The organism is Pseudomonas sp. LBUM1641 (genome assembly GCF_059716235.1).
In genome coordinates, this window is record NZ_CP166815.1 from 3,216,302 (window position 1) to 3,236,514 (window position 20,213).

Annotated in this window: 11 protein-coding genes and 2 pseudogenes; 11 read left to right on the forward strand and 2 right to left on the reverse strand. The window is 57.6% G+C overall.

The window, feature by feature from the left end; all coding sequences use genetic code 11:
• The first annotated feature begins 2 nt into the window (after window positions 1-2).
• The 5 genes and pseudogenes from icmH to ACA046_RS14745 form a co-directional block, all read left to right on the forward strand.
• Entirely contained in the window at window positions 3-893 is an 891-nt protein-coding gene (gene icmH / locus ACA046_RS14725) for a type IVB secretion system protein IcmH/DotU (protein ID WP_497676870.1), read from the forward strand.
• On the forward strand, window positions 893-4,420 hold the full coding sequence (tssM, locus tag ACA046_RS14730) for a type VI secretion system membrane subunit TssM (RefSeq protein ID WP_497676871.1): 3,528 nt from the start codon (window positions 893-895) through the stop codon (window positions 4,418-4,420). The genes icmH and tssM overlap by 1 nt, the downstream gene beginning before the upstream one ends.
• Window positions 4,420-5,148, forward strand: coding sequence for a PP2C family protein-serine/threonine phosphatase (locus tag ACA046_RS14735; protein ID WP_497676872.1), 729 nt, complete (start codon window positions 4,420-4,422; stop codon window positions 5,146-5,148). The genes tssM and ACA046_RS14735 overlap by 1 nt, the downstream gene beginning before the upstream one ends.
• On the forward strand, window positions 5,145-6,146 hold the full coding sequence (locus tag ACA046_RS14740) for a serine/threonine-protein kinase (protein WP_497676873.1): 1,002 nt from the start codon (window positions 5,145-5,147) through the stop codon (window positions 6,144-6,146). The genes ACA046_RS14735 and ACA046_RS14740 overlap by 4 nt, the downstream gene beginning before the upstream one ends.
• Window positions 6,147-6,281: 135 nt before the next feature.
• Window positions 6,282-6,598: pseudogene (locus tag ACA046_RS14745) on the forward strand (IS66 family transposase); the annotation flags it as partial.
• 400 nt (window positions 6,599-6,998) lie between these two features.
• On the opposite strand, the gene cap2-3 reads toward ACA046_RS14745, so the two are convergent.
• Complete coding sequence (gene cap2-3, locus ACA046_RS14750) at window positions 6,999-9,251, reverse strand: anti-phage 6A-MBL system cap2_3 protein (RefSeq protein WP_497676874.1); 2,253 nt, start codon at window positions 9,249-9,251, stop codon at window positions 6,999-7,001.
• Window positions 9,248-10,420, reverse strand: a complete 1,173-nt coding sequence (gene mblB / locus ACA046_RS14755) for an anti-phage 6A-MBL system MBL-fold protein (protein WP_497676875.1) — start codon at window positions 10,418-10,420, stop codon at window positions 9,248-9,250. The genes cap2-3 and mblB overlap by 4 nt, the downstream gene beginning before the upstream one ends.
• A 337-nt stretch (window positions 10,421-10,757) precedes the next feature.
• Here mblB and ACA046_RS14760 point away from each other — a divergent pair, with 337 nt between their 5' ends.
• The 6 genes and pseudogenes from ACA046_RS14760 (at window position 10,758) to ACA046_RS14785 (ending at window position 20,207) form a co-directional block, all read left to right on the forward strand.
• The gene (locus tag ACA046_RS14760) at window positions 10,758-11,651 is read left to right on the forward strand and encodes a BrxR family helix-turn-helix transcriptional regulator (protein ID WP_497676876.1); all 894 of its coding nucleotides are present in this window, start codon (window positions 10,758-10,760) and stop codon (window positions 11,649-11,651) included.
• A gap of 6 nt (window positions 11,652-11,657) precedes the next feature.
• Window positions 11,658-12,443, forward strand: coding sequence for a hypothetical protein (locus ACA046_RS14765; protein ID WP_497676877.1), 786 nt, complete (start codon window positions 11,658-11,660; stop codon window positions 12,441-12,443).
• A 1,017-nt stretch (window positions 12,444-13,460) separates the two neighbouring features.
• A complete protein-coding gene (locus tag ACA046_RS14770; RefSeq protein ID WP_497676878.1) occupies window positions 13,461-16,997 on the forward strand; it encodes a DUF2339 domain-containing protein in 3,537 nt (1,178 codons plus the stop codon).
• Window positions 16,997-18,352 (forward strand): DUF3999 domain-containing protein, encoded by a 1,356-nt coding sequence (locus ACA046_RS14775; RefSeq protein WP_497676879.1) that lies wholly within the window; start codon window positions 16,997-16,999, stop codon window positions 18,350-18,352. The genes ACA046_RS14770 and ACA046_RS14775 overlap by 1 nt, the downstream gene beginning before the upstream one ends.
• Window positions 18,353-18,679: 327 nt before the next feature.
• A complete protein-coding gene (gene tnpB / locus ACA046_RS14780) occupies window positions 18,680-19,012 on the forward strand; it encodes an IS66 family insertion sequence element accessory protein TnpB (RefSeq protein WP_497676880.1) in 333 nt (110 codons plus the stop codon).
• Between the two features lie 45 nt (window positions 19,013-19,057).
• Window positions 19,058-20,207, forward strand: a pseudogene (locus ACA046_RS14785) (IS66 family transposase).
• Window positions 20,208-20,213 lie beyond the last annotated feature (6 nt).

The window sequence follows — 20,213 nt, forward strand, 5'->3', positions numbered from 1 at the left end:
ACATGATCAAGGAAATGGAATACAGCCACGACGATAAAACTGTCCTGCTCGACCGCCAGCGCCACGGCCCTGCATCAAGCCCGCTGACGGACTTTGCGGCACCGCCGCGTTTCGAGCAGCTCGAAGAACGCATGATTTACGCCGCTCGCTTGCGCCCAGCCGATGCCGTCAACATCAGCGTCAACGTGCTGGTAGCCGCCGCCGCCGAGCTGTTATCGGAAGTGGTGCGCCTCAAGCATAGCGAAACTCGCGAAGACATGCGGGTGCTCAACGAGCGACTGACTACCGGGCTGAAACTATTTGAAGTCAGTGCCTTGCATAGTGGCGCCGAAAGCAGTCAGGTGATGGCCGCTCGTTACGTGCTCTGTACCGTGACTGACGAAGCTGTCGTCACCACGCCATGGGGCAATGAAAGTGAGTGGTCGCAAATGAGCCTACTCAGCAGCTTCCACAACGAAACCTTCGGCGGTGAGAAGTTTTTCCAGCTTCTTGATCGGCTGTCGAAAAACCCGGTCAAGCACTTGCCGATGCTGGAGCTGATGTACCTGTGCCTGTCTCTAGGCTTCGAAGGTAAGTACCGGGTACAAGCGCGTGGCATGCTTGAACTCGACGGCATTCGCGACGCTTTGTACCGTCAGATCCGTCAGTTGCGCGGCGATGTACCACGTGAGTTCTCGCCGCATTGGGAGGGCCTGAACAATCAGCGTCGCAATCTGGTGCGCATCGTGCCGGCATGGACAGTGGTGTTGTTCACTTGCGTCTGTCTGGTGGTGATGTATTCGGGCTTCGCTTGGGTGCTGGTCGAGCAACGAGGCACCGTTCTGCAACCTTATCAGCCGTTTGATCCGGCGGCGGCCCCAGCTGCAGTCGAAGCCGTAAACAGGGACCTGTGATGAAAACGTTTTTCAAGAAAGCCGGCGTATTCTTGCGTAAGACCTGGATCTGGACGCTGGTGCTGGTGCTGTTTGTCGCGCTGCTGGTGTGGTTCGCCGGACCGTTGCTGGCGGTTGATAACTATAAGTTCTGGGACGGCGCGACCTCGCGCTTGCTGACCATCAGCGTGCTGTTTCTGATCTGGGGCTTGACCATGGTCTTTGTCAACTGGCGTACCGGGGTGCGCAAGAAGGCGGTCGAAGACACGGAGAAGGGCCAGAACCGGATCCGCTGCGAAGAACGGGTTGACGAAGAGCAGAAGGAACTGAAAGCGCGCTTCAAGGAGGCCTTGAAAACCCTGAAAACCTCCAGCCTATATCGTGGCCGCAGCGAGCACTGGCGCACTGATTTGCCCTGGTACTTGCTGATCGGTCCGCAGGGCAGTGGCAAGACCAGCCTACTGGACTTCTCGGGCCTTGAATTTCCGATCAACAGGGTAGATCGCAAGTTGACGCGCGACACCCAGGGTACCCGCCATTGCGACTGGTATTTCGCTGATCACGGCGTGTTGATCGACACCGCTGGGCGTTACTTGACCCAGACGGATGCTGACGTTGATGGCAGTGCCTGGAGCACCTTGCTTGATCTGCTGCGTAAACGGCGCCGCAATCGCCCGTTGAACGGCGTGCTGGTGACTATTCCAGTACAGACATTACTGAGCGGCAGCGAGCAGGACCTCGAAACGCTGGCGCGCCAAGTGCGTACACGCTTGCAAGACGTACACCAGAAGCTGCACGTGGATGTACCGATTTACCTGGTGCTGAGTAAGGCTGACCAGTTGCTTGGCTTCGACGAGTTCTTCGACCAACTGACGCGCGAAGAAAGCGAGCAGGTGCTGGGCGCCAGTTTTCGTAAAGGGCAGAGCGGTACCGATGTGGCTTTGCTACGCAACGAGTTCGAAGAGTTGCTGCGTCGCTTGAGTAGCCAAGTGATTATGCGGATGCACCAAGAGCGTAACACTCAGTGCCGTGGGCGCATCCTCGACTTCCCGCATCAGCTCGGGCAGATCGGCGAGCACCTATGCCTGTTCGTTGACATGGCATTCACCGGTAATCGCTATCAGCGTGTCAGCCAGTTGCGCGGGTTCTACTTGACCAGCGCACCGCACTTGACTCAGGAGCTGGACGCAACCGCCGCCGGCATTGGCGCCAATCTGGGCATGAACACCGGCGTACTGCCCACTCTGCGCAGTGGGCGTTCGCGGTTTATTCACCATTTGCTCAGCCGGGTCATTTTCCCCGAAGCTGATCTAGCTGGCCTGGACAAGCGTGAACGCGGCCGTATCCATTGGGGTCAACGTGCGCTGTATGGGGGCGCCCTGGCCACGTTGGCGTTGTTTGGCACGTTGTGGGTCGGAGGTTTCTCGGCTAACCACGAACGGCTGGAGAGCCTGCGTAACCTAGCACAAACCTGGAGCCAGCAACGCTTGGCTCTGAGCGCCCGTGATGACTCCATGGCGGTGCTTAAGAGCCTCGACACCAGCTACGCAGCAACTCAGGTATTCCCGAAAAAAAGCGACCTGGGTTACTACGAGCGCGCTGGGCTGTATCAGGGGACCGATGTCAATCCGGTGGTTAAGGTCGCCTATGAGCATGAGCTTGAAGAGCAATTGTTGCCTCGGGTTTCTACTCTGCTTGAGGGGCAGATTCACGCCAATATGAACGACCGTGAACGGCTGCTTAACAGCCTGCGAGCGTACCTGATGCTGAACATGAAGGATCGACGCGATGCGCCATGGCTCAAGGACTGGGTAGCCGCTGAGTGGTCCCAGCGCTACAGCGGCAACGCTGCGGTGCAGAACGGCTTGAACGCGCATTTTGAGCGCTTGCTGAAACAGCCGTTCATCTCCCCGCTGAACGATGAACTGGTGGCTCAGGCGCGTCAGGTATTGCGTAGCGAATCCCTGGCCAACGTGGTGTATCGGATGCTGCGCGAACAGGCCCGTAACCTGCCGGAATACCGCTTGAGCCAACATCTTGGCCCTCAGGGTTCGCTGTTTATGGGCACCGATTACGTAATTCCAGGGTTCTACACTCAACAGGGGTATCAACAGTATCTCTCGGTGCAGGGCTCGATGCTGGTTACCAATATCCTCAGTGACAACTGGGTACTGGGTGAAGGCTCGGGTATCAGCGGCATGGATTTGCGTCGACTGATGGTTGAACTCGAACAGCTGTATTTTCGCGATTATGCCAACTACTGGAGTGATGCGGTGGGACAGGTTGCGCTTCCGCCGATTAACGATTTTGGTGAAAGCGCTGAGCAAATGGCGGGGCTCACGTCGGCCAATTCACCGATCCTTCAATTGTTGGTGGAAGTGCGTGAAAATACGCGGTTCCCGATGGTGGCCGACACGGTGGCTAACTCCACTGATGTGGCCGGCACGCTCTCTCAGAAGGGCGGTAAGCTTGGCAAACTTGCGGCTGCTACGGCAGGTGAGATGTCTGGCGCCTTGGCGAAAAAACTTCCGGACACCGCGAAGAAGTCGCTGCAAGCTCGCTTCGAACTGCTGCACCGTTTGCTGGACGACAACAATGGCCCAACCGCTGACCTGACCCCGGCGCTGACGGCGCTAAATGACCTGCAAATGCAGATGGCCAGCTTGGCCCGTGCCAGCTCGCCAGAGCAGGCCGCGTTCGAAATGGCCAAGACCCGTATGGGCGGCCAGCGCGATGCCCTGAGTAACTTGCGCAATGCATCGAGTCGTCTACCGCGTCCGGTGGGCTTGTGGTTGAACGTGTTGGCCGAAGATACCTGGCGTCTGGTACTCAGCGATGCCTATCAGTACTTGAACCAGCGCTATCAGAGCGAGTTGTATGGTTTCTACGGTAAGGCGATCAGCAAGCGCTACCCCTTCAACGCCCACAGCACCAGTGACGTGGCGATCAGCGACTTTCGCGAGTTCTTCAAGGCACAGGGAATTGCTGATCGCTTCTTTGACAACTATTTGCGTCCGTTTGTCAGTGGCGATCCGGGCAACTACCGCATGCGTAATGTCGATGGTCACAGTCTGCCGATCTCCAAGGTCTACCTAGACCAGATGGCCGCTGCACTGATGATCCGCCAGAGCTTCTTCGCCAACAACCCGGCAGAGCCGCAGGTGCAGTTCAAGCTTGAGCCGTACACCCTCGATCCGGCGGTGAGCCGTTCAGAGTTCAAGTTTGGCGACAAGACCATCGAATACCGTCACGGCCCCATCGTACCGGTGTCATTTACATGGCCGAGTGACGCTGAAGATGGTCGCACTAGCCTGGTCCTCGATAAAATGGTCGGACGTCCATTGGGTATCGAGAAAAACACTGGCCCATGGTCGCTGTTCCGGTTGTTCGATCTAATGCAGACCGAATACCTGACTGGCCGCGATGTGATGGTGCTCAAGGCTAACGTCGGAGGCCTGCGCGCGAACTACTTGCTGAGCAGCCCGCGCGCCCCGAACCCGTTCGACATGGGCGTGCTGCGCACCTTTCGTATGCCGGTGCAGCTCTGATGCGGGTTGCCAGCCCTTGGCGAAGTGCTGCGCGTACCGATGCCGGCAAGGTTAGGGCGCGCAACGAGGATGCTTTTCTCGACGCTCCACAGCAAGGGCTATGGGTCGTTGCGGACGGTATGGGCGGTCATCAGGGGGGCGACATCGCCAGCCAGTTGATCGTCGCCAGCCTGGCAGAATTGCCTGTGCAGGATGATTTCAATGAACGACTTAAAAGCATTCGCCAGTGCCTGCACTGGCTCAACCGCCGTTTGGGTCATGAGTTGACGGTGACCGCCGGACGCCACGACAACATCATGGGCAGCACCGTTGTGGCGCTGCTGGTCGGGGGTAATCGTGCGGCCTGTATCTGGGCTGGCGACAGCCGCTGCTACCTGTGGCGCAGGCAGCGTTTGTATCAGCTGTCCAAGGATCATTCGCTGCAACAACAGCTCATCGAAGAACAACACATGAGCGTTGATCAGGCCAAAGCCCATCCTGGCGCGCATGCGCTGACTCGGGCGGTTGGAGCGGCCGAGCAACTGACCCTGGATGTATTGGAACTTGAGGTTTATCCCGGTGATGCATTTTTGCTTTGTAGCGATGGCTTGTACCAAGGGCTCAGCAGCGATGCGCTTGGTAATGCCTTGAGCCTGACCGCACCGAAAATTGCGCTGGAGCGTTTGTTCGACGGCGCGCTGCGTGGTTCTGCCCGGGATAATCTGACGGCCGTGGTGGTCCGCCAATGACTGAAGTCATGCCGCCGACTGACGGCCTACTGGCGACCGAAGAGCAGGGCAGCAACCTGACCTACTTTGCGTTTGCCACGTCGCACAAGGCCGAGGCCGAGCTGATGCCCACCAAGGCTAGTATCGGTGAAATGCCTGACGTACTGGCGGGCCGTTACCGCATTGAGCGCTTGCTCGGTGCTGGTGGCATGGGCGCGGTTTACCGCGCACGGGACTTGCTGAACGAACAGTTCGGTGATCCCGACCCCTACATTGCGCTGAAAATTATCAGCGAAGAGTTCGCTGAGTCGCGGGACGCCAACGCCTTGCTGTACAGTGAGTTCGCCCTGACCCGACGTCTACGTCACGCCAACGTATTGCGTTTGCACAGTTTTGAAGTGGACACTGACTGCCAACGGGCCTTCATCACTATGGAACTTATGCGTGGGCTGACCCTGGACAAACTCCTCTGTGAGCGGCCCCTTGGCCTGCCATGGAAAGAGTTGCGCGACATCACACTGCCACTGCTTGACGCACTGGCCTATGCACATGCTCGCGGTATATTGCATGGTGATATGAAACCAAGCAATGTCATGCTGAGCGAAGAAGGCGTACGGCTGTTTGACTTCGGCCTTGGCCAGGCGGAGGAGGGCATCCTGCCCGGTCTACCGCACCTGAGCCGGGACCGCTTCAATGCCTGGACCCTGGGCTACGCCGCGCCGGAGTCACTCGAAGGTCAGCCACTGTCCGCTGCAGCCGACGTATACGGCGTGGCTTGTGTAATCTACGAGTTGGCAGGAGGCAAACACCCGTTCCGCCGCCTGGCGTCGACCCAGGCCCGCGATGATCACTTGGAGCGTGAGTTACCTCCACCGATTAACCTACCCAAACACTGTTGGCCGGCCTTGCGCACGGCTTTGGCGTTTGACGTGGCTGATCGCACGATCACCGCTGCTCAATTGCGTGACGCCTTAGGTGCGGCTTCGTCCTTGCTGCAGCGCCTACGATTCTGGGCTTAACGGATGACTCCCGACAGGGAGTCAGTCATGTTTAACCCCTCTAACTAAACGTATTTGAACCTGACCGCCGACGACTATGCGGGCGACCTAAATTTGCAGGGGTTCGGCACCCACGGTGAGATTTTCCGCGTAATTCAGAGGCAACCTGTGCCTGAGGGAACGGCCATCGCCAAGGCGTTGGATTACATCCTAAAACGCTGGACAGCGCTGACGCGCTATCTCGATGAAGGGGCTGTACCCATCGACAACAATTGGGCCGAAAGCCAGATACGGCCGTGGGCTCTTGGGCGATCAAACTGGCTGGTCGCCGGTTTGTTCGCAGTGGCAAAGGGGCAGCAGCAATCATAAGTTTGATCCAGTCGGCACGGCTCAATGGTCGTGATCCGTATGCGTACCTGAAGAACGTGAGTGAGATTATAGAGTTGCTGCCGTATAAGTTAGGGGACGCTTAAACGCGATTTTGTCTGCACGTGAAAGGGAAAGGCAGCAAGCCCCGCTTTTTTGCCACTGCACCCAGTAGCGGCCGAGGGCGTCCATGAGTAAAAAACTGAGGCTTGACCGCTTTTTCAACCAAGGAAAATAATTCTTCTTTCGAAAGCTCTACTGATCCAGGCATGAGATGACCTATTCGTTTGCTTAAGGTTCGATGCTTTGAATTTTTTTGACGATTCTATTAGTTGATTTTTCCTTTCCTGGGTTCTCGAATTATTTGACCAGACAATTCGATACCAGCAGATCATTTCTCCCAGATTGAATGCTGTTTCCGTAAGCAGAGGGGCAACCTGCCACGTCCCTTTGGCTAGTGCCTTATAGGTACTGCACTGTTGGTGTTAAGGACGCCGTGCTGGCTGATCACTCGAGATGGAACGTGATCTCATACTCGCCCACGATGATCATGATGGCGGGTAAGCCCTCACTGGACATCAAGCCCGCCAGCGACGTGATTAGCGTTCGATCATCTGCACTGGGGGTCGCAGGGTAACCATCAGGATGTGAATGCCATTCGCCTACGTAGTCGACGACTCGAGCCGTGCGTTCGTGTACGTCTGCTAATGCGGCTTCCTGACCGGCCTTGCCTCGAATGAAGTGGTGGGGACTTGCTTGGCTGTCAGCGGGGGGTAACAATGTGTCGACCAACAGGATGGTTTTAGACTTCAGATCTGTAACCCCAAGCAATACTCCACCCGTTTCGTTGGGAAGGGCTGCGCCACGAATCTGCTTGAGCTTGGTGATCAACGCATCGTCATAGGTAACTGTCCAACCATTCTGAGCATGTGAGCTCACCGGATGGGGGGGGATTTCCATCGGGGTTACAGCTTCCGTCTCTTCGTCCACCGTCCACACGCAGATTCGCGCGTCATCGTCCAGAACACTTTTGCGCAATTGCTTCGAAAGGATCGCTGCATGCAAGTGAATGCGCTCAAGCGGAATCCGAAACGAAATGTCACGGCAGCCACCACCTACCCACAAATCCCCCAAGTGACCTTGAAGGTGCGGTTTTCCCCAGGAGCTGTTGAGGATCGCTCGGTAATATTGTGCCTCCAATGCGGGGGAGCGCAGGGTACGACTCGCGTCCTCCAACAGGATCACGCTGGCAAGGCCCGAAGGGGTGAGGAACACGCTGGCGGTGCGGGGGGCATTTTCACGCTCAGCCAAATCGCGAGGCGCGTCGAAAGTCGTCGTCGCATCGATCACTAAACTCGCTGAACCCAACGCTCTGATCACCTCTTCACTTTGGCTTGTCAGGCTACCCGCAATCGCTTTAGGTGCAGGTTCGTCGGGAAACACCATTTGGGCATGGTGCCGGACTACATCGACTTTCGCGTAACCCACTTCATTGTCCAATCCGACATGCCGTGCCAGGTTGTGGGGAAGCAGCTGATCCGGATCTATGTACGTCCAACGACCCCAGCCTTCACGCAGCCAGATGTCTGCAAGCGTTCCGCCCAAAGAGCCTACGCCAGCGAGCACCCCATCGAAGTCAGCATCGTCAGGGTTGATCGCGGACATTTGGCGTCCGCCTTCGGCTCCGATCCCCCAGCGGATTTGCACTGAAAGGATTTCCAGATCTCGCCATGCGCGATTTTCATCGCTCTGTGTAGCATCACCAATCAAGGTCGTGCGATGCCAGCGTCGCTTTTCACTGTCGAAGTGCAACATACCGAATGCATTACCGAGTGCTTGCAGCGAACTCTTGAGCGCATAGCCCAGCACGTCATACCGTTCAATGCCTTCCTTACCCGTGCGCGGCACCCAGACCAGGATAAGTATCGCCTTGATCTCGCCAGCCTGTTCAGGGACTAACCCCTGATCGGTCACCGCATCAAACACGCTGCTGAACAATGGTTCCTTGAGCCCACTTCCACGGGAGACCAAGCGGTCATGGAGTTGACCAAGTGTCTGGGGGGCGGCTTCCACGTGCGATGAACCGACACCGTCGACAGACAGCTTCAGTGACTGCAGACCCACACCTCGAGGATTGTTTGAGTCATCGAACCTTCCCCGCAAGGTAACCTGACGTCCCGGTGCTCCCGTGATTTCCTCGATAATCAGGTTTTTGCCGCTGTCCTCAGACTGCTTCAAATAGTTCGAAGGCAGGATCAACTGGTAGCGACTGCTGTAAAACAGTTGCTCCAGTGGTTGATCGTCCCGATGCAGCCGTAGCTGAGACGTCTCGCGTAACCACCAGAACATCCGTTCCAAAAAGCGTTCTGGCGTCCAGCTGCGTTCAACAGCGCTCCACACGATATTGTAGAGGCAGAGGGCGCGTGGTGTGTTCAGGTGTGTGCCGTGTTGATAGGAGTGTCCTGGGAAATCCTTGCGCAAGGTACGCACGACCACCGGGACGACGGTCTGTGGATTCACTGTAATCGCCAGGGTTTCTCGCCTGCGGATGCGACCCGGGTTGCCCGACTCAATGGTGCCATCACCCGCCTCAATGACGATGGCCTGCTCCGGCCCCAAACCTTCATCGACGGTTCGGATGTCCAGCACCTCGATGCACGGATGATCCTGACAGGCCTGAATCAGGCCAAGCGTCATTGGATGTAGCGAATCCTTTTGTCCTTCACCAATCGGTTTTCCCCATTCGTAGATCTCATTCATGGGCGGCCCGCCCTTGGCGCTGCGGAAGCCACGGCACTAGCTCCTACCCCTGCAGCGACACCGGCGACAATTTTGGACACGCCAGTGGAGGTGATCTCGAACTCGATCGTTTCCGGGCGCTTACCGTCCCCCGTGCAATGGAAGATGCCATCCACTGGCCTCAAGATAGACAGGTATTCGCGCTTGGCGCGGATGCACGGCGGGTTGTCATCGTTGTCCAGTATCTTCTTGCTGCTCGCAACGATAGTTGCACCTTCTCGAGCCTGCCCGAGTGCGTTACGGGCTTCCTGGCAGAGCTCGGCGTCATTACCGTAGGTTGACCAGCTGTAGACAGAAAGGGAGTGCCATGAGCAGTGGTGGGGCGCTTGAAGCAAATCGTACTCAAGCACTTGTGGAGTGTCTTTGTACTTTCCCCACAGGCGTTTCCAGATGGCCACTTCTGCGTCCCCTCCGGTCAGGAATCTGACGCGCTTGGACGAGTAGATTGAAGCCTGCAGTTCAATGTTCAAAATGACGCTGGAGTGGTTTTTGGACAACATTTCTTCAGTGTCTTCGTCTTGCAGAGGAGCGGGCGCTAGCAGGTGAGCCGAGAACAGAAACGAGGACTCGCCATTGATCTGGGTAAATTTCTCACCGGTCTTGATCAAGATGGGCAATAAATCGTCGGTTTTGCCTTTCTCATCCTCACCCATGATTTTGATGCGATCGCCTTCTACGGCGAACCGCAGCGTGCGCCAAAGCCCAATCCTGCGATGGACTTCCTTATTGAAGGCGACTGCATCCGGGCAGAGCGTGTGATGTTTCGAGCGTCGTCTAAACACCATTGGAGATGACCACATTTCGCGAATCACAATGCGCTTTTCATGCCATTCCAAATTGTCGTCGGGGTAGTCATCCAGTGATCCCAGCCAAAAGTGCTTCGCCAAGCCACTGATGTGATCCTTGTCCGGATGGCTCAGCAACAACGCGTCAACGTAAGGCCGCTTTTTTTGATCAAACCGAAGGCGCTTTCGCAGCTCCGTCGCAACGTCTGGAGCCGAGTCCGCTGGGTCATCGGCCGCGACACGAATATTCATGTCGATCAGCAACGTGGTGGCAGCCGTGTCGGCTAGCTGCACAAGCGTCATGTCGCCGTTATCCACCGAGAAAAACGTAATTTTCGCTGACATTCGGTTCCCCAAAGCGTTGCTAGAAATTTGATCGCACGACAGAAAATACGCATAGAAATTATGCGCGTCTAGTTTTTATGCGAATATTTTTTATATGTGATTGGGGGTCGAAGACTTAAGTGTTTTTGGGTAGGCCCAGTGAGTGGACGAAAGGAAGCACGGCTTCAAGGCGAATGACGAGATAGCTGACATGAGGGAATGCGGGGCGCGGGGGCAATGGAAATCCAGCGCCTAATTGCTTGTGAGCTTTGACATGACGGCTGGACGAACAGCCATTAAACGCGTATATATTTCATACGAATAGTTTTTATATCCGTTTATTTTTTTGGGCTAGTCAATGCAACCGTCGTCTGTAAATGCATCACCCTCCACGGAAACCAAAAGTCGCAGCTGGGGAGCGGATCGTCGTCTTCAGTTCATCGATTTTCGTCTGCGCTGGGAAGGGCGTATCAATAGAGCTGACTTGACGGAGTACTTTGGTGTGTCGGTACCTCAGGCTTCGCTCGACATTGCCAAATACACGGAGCTGGCGCCGAACAATCTTGAATATGACCGCAGCTCCAAAACCTACGTGGCCACACAAGATTTCCAGGCGGTGTTCCCACAATCATCCGCTCACCAGTACCTGACGGAATTGCTCGCTACCAGAACCGGTATTATTGACGCTTCGAGCAGCTTTTTGGGGGCGGTACCTGAAGCTGACTTTGTGCCCAGGCCTGGTCGAACGCTGGATGAAACGATCGTTGCCGCCGTCATCAAAGCCATTCGCGAAAAGTTGTCGATTTATGTCAGTTACCAGTCGATGACTTCTTTGGATGTATCCAAGCGTTTGTTGTCGCCCCATTCACTGGGCCATGATGGTTCCCGTTGGCATGTACGAGCGTATTGTCACAACCGTAAACGGTTTAGTGATTTTGTCCTGATCAGGATCTTGAGTCTTGATGGGATTGAAGAGTGTTCTGTCGACCCTGTGCAGGATGCCCAGTGGAATACCTATGTAACCTTGATCCTTGCCGCAAACCCCGATTTGGAGGCACCCAAGAAAAGGGTGGTTGAGCGAGATTACGGCATGCGTAATGGAGAGGCCGAGTTGCCGTGCCGCCAGGCGTTTCTTCTCTACACGCTCAAAAGTCTTGGATTACTGGATGAGCGACCCGACCCGAAAGTGCAGCACATCTACCTGAAAAATCGCACAGAAATTCAACCCTTCATCGATGAACTAAAGTCATAGGCTTTTATGATCGCGATATTTGAATTGGTCAAAGACCCGTATGAGCGAAAAGCTCGTGTCATTCCGGGATTGTTGGTTTCGTTACCGTTACTCGTCCCGTTGTTGTGTGTTTACGGCGCAAAACACCCGGTACTGACCAGTGTCATTGGCTTACTTGGCGGATGTGGTGCCATTTACGCGCTCGCCAGCGTGGCCCGCGGGCGTGGGAAAAAGCTTGAAGAAAAGCTGGTCGCGCTATGGGGTGGGATGCCGACCACGTTGGCTCTACGCCACAGTGACAAATTTTTAGATCGCATCAGCAAACATAGGTATCACGCCGCGATCACTTCAAAGCTAGGCATCGTTATGCCAACCGCGCAGGAGGAGGCGAGCGATCCGGCCAACGCAGACGACATCTATATCGGTGCAACAAAACGACTCAGGGAGCTCACTCGCACCAACAAGCAATTGCTGCTCAAGGAGAATGTCGCTTACGGCTTTCACCGCAACATGGTGTCCATGAAGGCTATCGGCATTTTTTCGTGTCTTTGCGGACTGGTTTATGGCTGTTTGATTGCCGGTGTTCTTCGTGTCAACCCTCCACAAATCGAGTTGATCCACTTTGCTGACCCTGGTCTTGCCGCTGGGCTTACCATTCTCATTTCGGGTGCCTTATTGCTGGCATGGCTCTTTTATTTCGACAAGGATGCGGTCAAGCGAATGGGTTTTGTGTACGCGGAGCGTTTGTTTGAGTGTCTTGTGACTATGCCGGCGCCAAGAGGACGCAAGGCCAAAGTCGCCGCGGGAGAGTAGGGCAGGCAAGTGTCGCGAGCGGCCCTAACTAAGTTCAGCCGAGCCGTCTCGGTTGCTGCTATCGCGGCAGCCAGCAGGCTCGACTGAGTTGCAGTTGCTATTAACAGACATACGTATTGGTGAGCTTCGCTTTGCGACGCCAAGTCAATTTGATCTGGAGCGAGGGCTCTGGATTTTTCTATCCGAGGTTTTGAAATAGTCACGGCTGATGATCTGCAAGCACACCAAGCGGCCGCAAGACATCTATGTCAGCCTAAGCCTAAGCACGAAATCGAGCGTCATCTGCTTGGCCCTGGTCACGGCTATCTATTTGCGAGCCGTGGCGGACCCATTAAGTCATAGGTGAGAACACTCAAGGTCTAGCTTACCGGCCATGGTATTGAGCTGGCATCACAAAAGCCTGGGTATCGCAAGCCCTCAACATTAACTCAAGCACCTAAATCGGGTCATCAGACATTCTCGGCAAGCTTCCAGCACCTACGTTGCTGCAGCTCTATCCCCTGCCGGGTCGCATCCGCATGTGGTGACTTCTGGTCCCGTGACACCAGGGTAAGTCGTACTGGGTGATAAATCTTGGGCGTTTGAGCTTGCCATCGTGGTGGGATTGGCGAAGCGTCACGTATTTATTCCCACTTTTGGTTGTGGGCAGTTTGGAAGCGGTTAGGTCTATGGCAAGTAGTTGCAGGGCCTTCATACAGGACGTTGGTTTTCACTGATCCAATTGCGGAGAAACTTCGAAGTCGCGGAGATGAGTGGATTTCGGGGTAATTTCGATCTTGAAGCGTATTGGGTATGCCTCCGTTGAGTTAAGCGTATTTCGCAGCTTGTTCTTGATCCTCTTTCCAGGAATGGCTACAGAAAATCCCTACAGACAGTGCGCTTGAGGGAGAGGAGTATTCCTGTAAGAGGAATCTAACCATGACGACTGACATGACTGTGCAGACTTTGCCGTGGTTGCGCTGCTACCGAGATAGCAAACATTCTGATTGTTTTCGATTTTTCCTTTGGGTATTGGCTATGCAATGGGTTTTCATGCTGATTGGCCTGGTGTTCGGCTGGACACTCGACGAATCGTTTAGTGATGCGGGTATTGGTGCGCTGTTGGGGCTGGTGATTGGCCAAGCGATTTTCCTGTCGATGCTTGCCTCGCGTACGGAGGAGCAAGGCCGTCAGCTGGAGTCTGCCAGGAGCGCCCTTAAAGTAGTCGAGCAACGCCTGGCCTTGCTGGAAAGACCGGGTGCCGTTGAAACCCCCGAACCTGTCTTTGTCGAAGAACCGCTGCCGGTACCGGCGCCGCCCGAACTCGTCTGGGAATTACCCGCTGAACTGGAACCGGCCTACGTAACCGTGGCGGCCGAGCCCAGCCAGGCATTGCCGGCTGACGTCTGGAGGGCTGAGCCGAGCGAAAAAATCCCTGAACAACCTGCTACGCCTGCGGCACCTCGCGGCCCCAACTTCATCGAACGCGCCATCAGTGGCGCACGCAACTGGCTGTTCGGCGGCAACACCGTGCTGCGGGTCGGCGTGGTGCTGTTGTTCCTCGGCCTGGCGTTCCTGCTGCGTTATGCCACTGAAGGCATGGTGGTGCCGATCGAACTGCGTTACGCGGGAGTCGCCGGCTGTGCACTGGCCTTGCTGGGTTTGGGGTGGTGGCTGCGGCTGCGCAACAGCAATTACGGGTTGATGCTGCAAGGCACCGGCATCGCCGTGTTGTACCTGACGGTGTTCGCCGCGATGCGCCTGCATCCGCTGCTTGATCCCGGTGCGGCCTTAGGCTTGCTGGTGGCTGTCACGGTGTTCTCGGCGATCCTGGCGATTACCCAGGACGCCCTCGGCCTGGCCTGTGCCGCCGCACTCGGCGGTTTTGCCGCACCTATCCTCACGTCTACCGGCGCCGGTAACCATGTGGCGCTGTTCAGCTATTTCGCCCTGCTTAACACGGGCATTCTCGCCATCGCCTGGTTCAAGGCCTGGCGCCTGCTCAACCTGATCGGCTTTGTCGGCACCTTCGGTATCGGCTTCGCCTGGGGCATGCGCTCCTATACGCCGGAGCTGTTGTGGAGCACCGAGCCGTTCCTGATTGTGTTTTTCCTGATGTACCTGGGCATTGGCCTGTTGTTCGCCCGGCGCAAGTTGCTGGAGATGCGCGACGCACCGGACGAGGACAGCCGTGGCGCGTTGCTGCGCTGGTCGGCGGCCAAGGGCGACTATGTCGACGGCAGCATGCTGTTCGGCCCGCCGCTGGTGGGCTTCGGGTTACAGTTTGCGCTGGTGCAGCACCTGGAATTTGCTGCCGCGTTCAGCGCGCTGGCCCTGGGCATTATCTACATGGGCCTGGCCCGTTTGTTGAGCGGCGGTCGCGCCTTGCTGCTGGCGGAAACCTGCCTGGCGCTGGGTGTGATCTTTGCCAGCCTGGCGATTCCCCTGGGCCTCGACGCACGTTGGACGGCTGCAGCCTGGGCCGTGGAAGGCGCCGGTATCTTCTGGCTCGGCTTGCGTCAGCAACGGCCGTTGGCGCGGGCGTTTGGCTTGCTGTTGCAAGTCGGCTCGGCGCTGGCGTTCCTGAGCGAATTGCGGGTGGGCGAGATCCGTCTGTTGGAGGGTGCGCCGCTCGGTGCTTTGTTGTTGGGCGCGGCATTGCTGTTCAGTTTCTTCCAGTTGCGCAAGGCGCCGGTGGAGCAGGCGGCGGAATGGGAACGTCGAGGCTTGCCGGTGCTGGCCAGCGTCGGCCTGGGATTTTTGTACCTGCTTGCGCCGCTGCTGCTGTCGACCCAAGGCACCGCCATCAGTTGGGCGATAGCGGGCCTTGTGACCCTGCTGGTCGGTCTGCGGATCGGCTCGCGCACGTTCCTCTTCACCGCGTTTGCCGTGCAACTGCTGGGTGGGGCGCTGTTCCTGCTGCGGTTGCGGACGGGCGTCGATTCCGGCGCGGTGTTCAGTGCTGGTTGGAGCGGGCTGCTCACGGCTTCGCTGATTGGCCTGGCGTTGATCGGCGGCATGCTGCTGGCCGCGCGGGACACCATGGTGCGCAGCGATGTTCGGTTGTTGCGTGGCCTGTCGGTGGTGCTGTTGGCCGGACTGGTGCTGATCAACCTCACGGTGCTGTTCGTGCTGCCATGGGAGACCGCCAGCGGCGTGTGGGCGGCCAGCGGCTTGTTGATCATCTGGCTGAGCCTCTACCTGCAACAACGCGTCAGTTTTGTCTTTGGGTTGTTGCTGCAAATCATAGGCGGCGCGTCGTTCCTGATCGCGGTGCCGGACCTGCTCGGGGCGCTGAACAGCGAAGGCTTGCGTCCTTTGGGTCATAGCGGCTTCTGGACGCCGATGGTGCTCGGGCTGGCAGCGCTGGTCGGGGCCAGGCGCTTGCAGCGTCGGCCTCATGCGCCGGTGTTCGAAGCGTTGAGTTTGCAGCGGCTGTCCGACGTGCTGCTGGTGTGGGGCGCGGGTTGGTGGACGTTGGCGCTGGTCAGCGAAGTGCTGCGTTTTGCGCCGTCGATGCTGCAAGGCACCTGGCTGTTGGCAGTAGCGGCAGTGAGTGTGGCGATCTGGGCGGTGCTGGCCCTGCGGCTGCAATGGGCGTCGCTGGGCGTGTTGTGCACGCTGTTCATGCCGGCGGTGGGCGTGGTGTTGCTGGGCGCGTGGGGCTCGCGTTATCACCCGGCAGCGAATTTTGCCTGGCTGGCGTGGGCGGCGGTGTTTGCGGTGCACTTCGTGTCGCTGCGGCGCCTGGCTTCGGTCATTCCGGAGAAAGCCCTGAGCGCCGCGCATGTGCTTGGTTGCTGGCTGCTGATCGGCGTGCTGGCGCTGGAGTTGCGCTACGGCCTGTTGCTGTTGTCCGAGGAATACAACGCCTGGCGCTGGCTGGGCTGGGCGATTCTGCCGAGCCTGTACCTGGTGCTCGCCGCTGCGCCGCGCAGTTGGCCATGGCCGGTGTCGGCGTACCCGCGCGAGTATCGGTTGTATGCCGCGCTGCCGCTGGCCGTGCTGATGCTCGGCTGGTTCTGGCTGGCGAATATCTTCAGCGACGGCACCGCCGAGCCGCTGCCGTATGTGCCGCTGCTTAACCCGCTGGATCTGGGGTTGTTGTTCGCGTTGCTGGGTGTGTATCTGTGGTCCCGCAGTGCCGCCCCGCAACGCGGGCCGCGCGCCGAGCTGATCGCCCAAGCGGTCGCCGGGGTTTCTCTGTTCGCCTTCTTCACCGCCCTGGTGATGCGCACGGCTCACCAATGGGGCGGCGTGCCGTTCCATCTGGATGCGTTGCTGGAGTCGATGCTGGTGCAAGCCGGGTTGTCGATCGTCTGGACCCTGATTGCCCTGAGCCTGATGATCGGTGGCCATCTGCGTCATCGGCGTGAGGTGTGGTTGATCGGTGCAGCGTTGATTGCCGTGGTGGTCGCCAAATTGTTCTTCGTCGAATTGAGCAACCGTGGCGGGCTGGCGCGGATCGTATCGTTTATCGGTGTGGGCGGGCTGTTGCTGGTGGTGGGCTATTTCGCTCCGCTGCCGCCCAAGCGTCCCGAGCCGGTGGTTGAAACTGAAGGAGTGGCCTCTTGATGGGCAAGTTGAGTGTGGCGCTGTTGGGGTTGTGCACAACGTTGTCGGCCTGGGCTCAGGAAACGCCCGCCGATTTCACCACGCGGGTCCCGCTGACGGTCAGCGGCGAAGGCCCGTGGTACCGCCTGGAGCTGCCGCTGGCGGTGCAATTGAGTGCCCGTCAGGCCGACCTGAGTGATGTGCGGGTGTTCAACGCGGCAGGTGAGCCCCAGGCTTATGCGCTGGCACGGCAGTCGGCGCAAAGCACCGAAAGCCGCAGCCTGGCCAATGTGAAGTGGTTCCCGCTGTACGCCGCGGCCGACTCCGCTGAAGCAGTGCCCAGCGTGCGCGTGCAATCCACAGCGACCGGCACACTGGTGCAGGTGCAGCCGCCGAGCCAACTGGAGGCAGGCGAAGAAGTGCTGCGCGGCTGGCTGCTTGATGCCAGTGGGATCAAGGCGCCGTTGCAGCAACTGATCCTCGACTGGACCAGCGAGCGTGACGGCTTCCAGCGTTTCAGCATCGAAGCCAGCGACGACTTGCAGCACTGGCGTTCCTGGGGCGAGGGGCAGGTCGCGCGCCTGTCGTTTGCCGACGAACGCGTCGAGCAACATGAAGTGAGTCTGCCGGGGAAGTCGGCGCGGTATCTGCGCCTGCTGTGGAAAGGCCAGGCGGCACCGACGCTGACGTCGGCGCAGCTGGAGAGTGTCAGTGCCCATAGCTTGCCGTTGCCGCTGGTGTGGTCGCAGCCACTGTCGGGTAGCCGGCTCAAGGCCGGCGAATACAGCTGGCAGTTGCCCAACGCGCTGAACGTCGAACGTCTGCGTATCGACCTGAGCCAACCCAACAGCCTCGCACCGGTCACTCTGTCGGGCCGTCGGGAAAGCAATCAAGCGTGGCAGCCTTTGAGCAGTGGATTGCTCTATCGACTGACGCAAAATGGCCAGGACGTTTTACAAAACGAATTGCAGCTGCCCGGCCAGGTCGTTGCGCAACTCAAGCTCAACGTGGACGAACGCGGCGGTGGCCTGGGTGTGGAGGCGCCGACGCTGAGCTTTGCAGTGCGGGCCACGCAGTTGGTGTTCCTGGCACGGGGCGAGCCACCGTTCACTTTGGCGTTGGGCAATCCGTCGGTGAAGGGCGCGAACTTGCCGCTGTTTACGTTGATCCCGGATTACAGCGCCGAACGCCTCGCTGCGCTTGGGCAGGCCAAAGTGGCGGGCGGGGCGGCGGTGACTTCGCCAGCGGTTGCGACCCCTGTCGATGCCGGGCCGAACTGGAAAAAGCTCGGCCTTTGGGCCGTGCTGCTGCTCGGTGTGGCGGCGCTGGGCGCCATAGCCTACAGTTTGCTGCGAAAACCACTGGTCATCCCATGAGCAATATATTGGACTGCATAACCACGGAACTGGTTATAAACGTGTCAAATTCTGAAAACACAGCTGTCATGGATTTCCGGCATTTGGAAAGGAATCAGTTGATGGCTGGAATCCAAGCCATGATCAACGGCTTTTTGCACTGCAAGGGCGCTGCCTATGTGTCAAGAGGCGATTGTAGGTGCGACGATTCTCTATGCGGCCACTTCGTGAACAATACGAAATATTATTAATATGAGAAAGAAAGTAACCGCTCCACGAACCCCACATTCAAAGCCGCGATTTGATACCTGATGCTGTGCTCCCGATCTCTTTCAGAAGCCAGCGGCCATGATGCGTCCCGATGCCAAAGTTGAAAAAGTGTACCTCTACCCTAAACCTGTAGACTTTCGAAAATCCATCAACGGCCTAGCCGCACTGGTGGAGCTGGATATCAAAGTGGCGGTGTTCGATCCGGTGCTTTTCGTCTTTCTCAGCAAGCCCCGCAATCGGGTGAAGATTTTGTATTGGGAGCGCAACGGCTTTTGCCTTTGGCTCAAACGCCTTGAATCCAAACGCTTCAAAACATCGCCCGATCACACCGACGAAGCCATCGTGCTGACAGTCCAGGAGCTGAACTGGCTGCTCGACGGGTTTGACCTGTGGCGCAACCGTCCACATTAGGTTTTGACACCTCGATTCGTCGCCTGATTCGGTATAATCCACGGCATGATTTCTATGCCCGACAACCTTCCCGATGACCTGACTGCGCTCAAGCAATTACTTGCTCAGATGCAGCCCAAGGTTGTTCATCTCGAAGAAGAAAGTGTGCTGCTCCGTCAGCGTCTCTTCGGGCGTAAATCCGAACAAACAGTCGATTCAGCGACACCGCAATTGGCTCTTTTTAATGAAGCCGAAAGTATCGCTGAACCTGCCACCGAAGAGGCGGAGGAAGAAGTTGTCGCTCCTACCAGACGCTGTGGCAAACGCAAGCTCTGCCCGCCGACTTGCCCCGTATCAAAGTCATCCACGAGCTGCCCGAGCACGAGCTGACGTGTGCTTGCGGCTGCCGCAAGCACGCCATCGGCGAAGAAACCAGCGAGCAGCTAAAGATCGTGCCTATGCAGATCCGCGTGATCAGACACATCCGCAAGGTCTACGCCTGCCGTGGCTGTGAAACCGCGCCGGTCATCGCTGACAAGCCAGCGCAATTGATTGAAAAGAGCATGGCCAGTCCCAGTGTGTTGGCGATGTTGCTGACCACCAAATACGTCGACGGTCTGCCGCTGCATCGTTCCGAAAAAGTACTCGGTCGCCACGGCGTCGATATTCCACGACAAACCCTGGCGCGTTGGGTCATAAAATGCGGCGAACACCTGCAACCGCTGCTCAACTTGATGCGGGACCGGCTGCTGGAAAGTCGCGTAATCCACTGCGACGAAACGCGTGTCCAGGTGATGAAAGAGCCTGATTGAGAGCCGACCCGTCAGTCCTGGCGCAGTTACACGCCTGGCTGGAGAAAACCCAGCCACAAGTGACGGCGCGAAACGCGCTGGGCAAAGCCACCAGTTATCTGGCCAGCAACTGGGACAAGTTAGTGCGCTACACCGAAGCCGGTTTTTTGCCGATCGACAACAACGCGGCAGAGCGTGCGATCAGGCCCTTCTTGATCGGGCGCAAGAATTGGTTGTTCAGCGACACGCCCAAAGGTGCGATGGCCAGCGCTCAACTTTACAGCCTGGTCGAGACGGCTAAAGCCAACGGCCAAGAGCCCTATGCGTGGCTGCGCCACGCACTTGAGCGCCGGCCACAAGCCTCGAGCGTAGAAGACTTCGAGGCCTTGCTGCCGTGGAACTGCTCGTTAGAGATGCCACGGTAAACATAA